This is a genomic window from Streptomyces sp. SPB074 (assembly GCF_000154905.1).
Classification (GTDB): domain Bacteria; phylum Actinomycetota; class Actinomycetes; order Streptomycetales; family Streptomycetaceae; genus Streptomyces.
In genome coordinates this window covers 401,757-404,927 of the sequence record NZ_GG770539.1, presented here as the reverse complement: position 1 = coordinate 404,927, position 3,171 = coordinate 401,757, and the positions used below count along the sequence as shown (strand labels likewise).

2 protein-coding genes and 2 pseudogenes are annotated in these 3,171 nt (G+C 77.9%); 3 read left to right on the top strand and 1 reads right to left on the bottom strand.

The features are described 5' to 3' along the window. The coding region (locus tag SSBG_RS01650; RefSeq protein ID WP_008744499.1) for a tRNA (adenosine(37)-N6)-threonylcarbamoyltransferase complex transferase subunit TsaD at positions 1 to 494 on the bottom strand (494 nt) is incomplete at its 3' end. A gap of 214 nt (positions 495 to 708) precedes the next feature. On the opposite strand from SSBG_RS01650, the pseudogene cbiE reads away from it, so the two are divergent. The 3 genes and pseudogenes from cbiE to SSBG_RS01635 all read left to right on the top strand — a co-directional run. Next, positions 709 to 1,969, top strand: a pseudogene (cbiE, locus tag SSBG_RS01645) (precorrin-6y C5,15-methyltransferase (decarboxylating) subunit CbiE). Continuing rightward, the gene (cobM, locus tag SSBG_RS01640) at positions 1,966 to 2,715 is read left to right on the top strand and encodes a precorrin-4 C(11)-methyltransferase (protein WP_008744497.1); all 750 of its coding nucleotides are present in this window, start codon (positions 1,966 to 1,968) and stop codon (positions 2,713 to 2,715) included. Before cbiE ends, cobM begins: the two are co-directional and overlap by 4 nt. Next, positions 2,709 to 3,171: pseudogene (locus SSBG_RS01635) on the top strand (precorrin-6A/cobalt-precorrin-6A reductase); the annotation flags it as partial. The gene cobM and the pseudogene SSBG_RS01635, both read left to right, overlap by 7 nt.

Here is a 3,171-nt window from a genome sequence, read left to right as displayed (position 1 = left end):
GCGTCGTCCAGCGTGTCCCCGAGGTGCGTGATCGGCTCGCGCGCCAGGTCACGGACGAGGAGCAGCGAGGTGTGCCCGCCCGAGACGATCAGCACGACGCAGGGCGAGGGCAGCGGCCCGTGCTCCAGGGCGTCGGCCGCCACGTGCCCGGCCAGGTGGTGCACGCCGTGCAGCGGCACGCCGAGCCCGTACGCGAGGCCCTTCGCCGCCGCGAGGCCCACCTGGAGCGCCCCGGCGAGGCCGGGGCCCGTCGTGACCGCCACCGCGTCGATGTCCCGCGCCCGCAGCCCCGCCTCGGCGAGCGCGCGCCGGATCACCGGACGCACCGCGTGCACGTGCGCCCGCGCGGCGATCTCGGGCACGACACCCCCGTAGCGCGCGTGCGCGTCCATGCTCGACGCGACCGCGTGCCCGAGGAGCCTGCCGTCCCTGACCAGGCCCGCGCCGGTCTCGTCGCAGGAGGACTCGATGCCCAGTACGAGCGGAGCGGCCACCCCGCACCTCATTTCCCGTCGTCGCGGCCCGGCGGTCACCCACCGGCCCCGCACCTCGTATGCAGTTGCATATAGTGTGCAACAAGCCGGTGACCCGGCACGCACCCGCAGGTCATGCCCCACGTAGGCTGAGCGGGCACCGACCGCACCGCACCCGCGCCGGCCGCGCCACCCGCACCGCGCCTCCGCCGCGCCGATCCCGAGGACCCCGCACGTGACCGCAGCGCCCGCCCCCACCCCGCCGGACGCCGTCACCGTCGTCGGCATCGGCGCCGAGGGCTGGCCGGGCGTCCCCGAGGCGTCCCGCGCCGTCCTGCGCGCGGCCGGCACCGTCTTCGGCGGCCCCCGCCAACTGGACCTGCTGCCCCCCGAGTGCGCCGCCACCCGCGTCCCCTGGCCCTCACCGCTGCGCCCCGCGCTGCCCGCACTCCTCGCCGCGCACGCGGGAAGCGCCCGCGTCGTCCTCGCCAGCGGCGACCCGATGTTCTACGGGATCGGACGGACCCTCACCGCGCTCCTCGGCCCCGAGGCCGTCCGCGTCCTGCCGCACCCCTCCTCCGTCGCCCACGCCTGCGCCCGCCTCGGCTGGGCCCGCGAGGACGTGGACGTCGTCTCCGCCGTCGGCCGCCCCCTCGCCCGCCTCGCCGCCGCGCTCCACCCGCGCCGCCGCCTCCTCGTCCTCGGCCCGGCACCCGGGACGCCCGCCGAGACCGGCCGCGCTGCTCCGCGCGCGCGGCTTCGGGCCCAGCCGGATGCGGGTGCTCGAACAACTCGGCGGCCCCCGCGAACGCACCGGCCCCTGGAGCACCGCCGACGCCTGGGACGCACCCGAGGCCGACCCGCTGCACATCGTCGCCGTCGAGTGCCGCCGCGCCCCCGGGGCCCCGCGCCTCGGCGCCGTGCCCGGGCTGCCCGACGAGGCGTACGCGCACGACGGACAGCTCACCAAGCGCTACCCGCGCGCCGTCACCCTCGCCGCGCTCGCGCCCGCGCCCGGGGAAGTCCTGTGGGACGTCGGCGGCGGCTCGGGATCGATCGCGATCGAGTGGCTGCGCACGCACCCGTCCTGCCGCGCCGTCAGTGTCGAGCGCGACCCCGTGCGCGCCGCCCGCATCACGGAGAACGCCGAGCGCCTCGGCGTCCCCGCGCTCCGCGTCGTCACCGGCGCCGCCCCCGCCGCGCTCGCCGGACTGCCCACGCCCGACGCCGTGTTCATCGGCGGCGGACTCACCGCCCCCGGCCTGCTCGACGCCTGCTGGGCGGCGCTGCCCGAGGGCGGCAGACTCGTCGCCAACACCGTGACGCTGGAGTCCGAGGCCGTGCTGGGCGCCGCGCGGAAGCGGTACGGGGGCGAACTGGTGCGGCTCTCGCTCGCGCACGCCGCCCCCGTCGGCGGCTTCACCGGCTGGCGCCCGGCCATGCCGCTGACACAGTGGCTCGTGGAAAAGACCCCCTCCAGAGCGGACACCCCATGACCGTCTACTTCATCGGCGCGGGCCCCGGCGCCGCCGACCTCATCACGCTGCGCGGCGCGCGCACCCTCGCCCGCTGCCCCGTGTGCCTGTACGCGGGCAGCCTCGTCCCCGCCGAACTCCTCGCCGAGTGCCCGCCCGGCGCGCGCCTCGTGGACACCGCGCACCTCGATCTCGACGCCATCACCGCCGAGTTCTCCCGCGCCCACGAGAACGGGCAGGACGTGGCCCGCCTCCACTCGGGCGACCCGGCGGTCTTCAGCGCGGTCGCCGAGCAGATGCGCCGCCTCGACGCGCTCGGCATCCCGTACGAGGTCGTCCCGGGCGTCCCCGCCTTCGCCGCCGTCGCCGCCGCGCTCAAGCGGGAACTGACCGTGCCCACGGTCGGCCAGACCGTCGTCCTCACGCGCGTCGCGCAGGAGGCCACCCCCATGCCCGAGGGCGAGGACCTCGCGACCCTCGGCCGCAGCGGCGCCCTCCTCGTCCTCCACCTCGCCGCCCGCTACGTCGACCGCGTCACCGCCGAACTCCTGCCGCACTACGGCGCCGACTGCCCCGCCGCCGTCGTCGCCCACGCCTCCCGGCCCGAGGAGCTGATCCTGCGCGGCACGCTCGGCACGATCGCCGCCGAGACCAAGGCCGCGGGGATCACCCGCACCGCCGTCATCATGGTCGGCCGCACCCTGGGCGCCTCCTCGTTCCGCGACAGCCACCTCTACTCGGCGGCGCGCGAGCGCCACCCATGCTGAACGAAGGCCACGCCCCGAACGCGCCCCACGTCCTGATCCTCGGCGGTACGACGGAGGCCCGCCGCCTCGCCGAGGCCCTGGACGGCTCGCCCTGGCGGGTCACGACCTCGCTCGCGGGCCGCGTCACGGCACCCCGCGCGCTGCCGGGCGCCGTGCGCGTGGGCGGCTTCGGCGGTACGGAGGGGCTGGCGGCCTGGCTGCGTACGCACCGCGTCACCGCGCTCGTGGACGCGACCCACCCCCTTCGCCGCCACGATGAGCTTCCACGCCGCCGGGGCCGCCACCGCCGCCGGAGTCCCGCTCCTCGCCCTGCGCCGCCCCGGCTGGACCCGCGCGCCCGGCGACGACTGGCACGACGCCGCCTCGCTCGCCGAGGCCGCGGCGCTCCTGCCCGCGCTCGGCACCCGCGTCTTCCTCACCACCGGCCGCACGGGGCTCGCCGCCTTCACCGGGCAC

Bases quoted from the DNA above. Each gene is read 5' to 3' on its own strand.
- cobM (WP_008744497.1), top strand. From the start codon at position 1,966: ATGACCGTCTACTTCATCGGCGCGGGCCCCGGCGCCGCCGACCTCATC.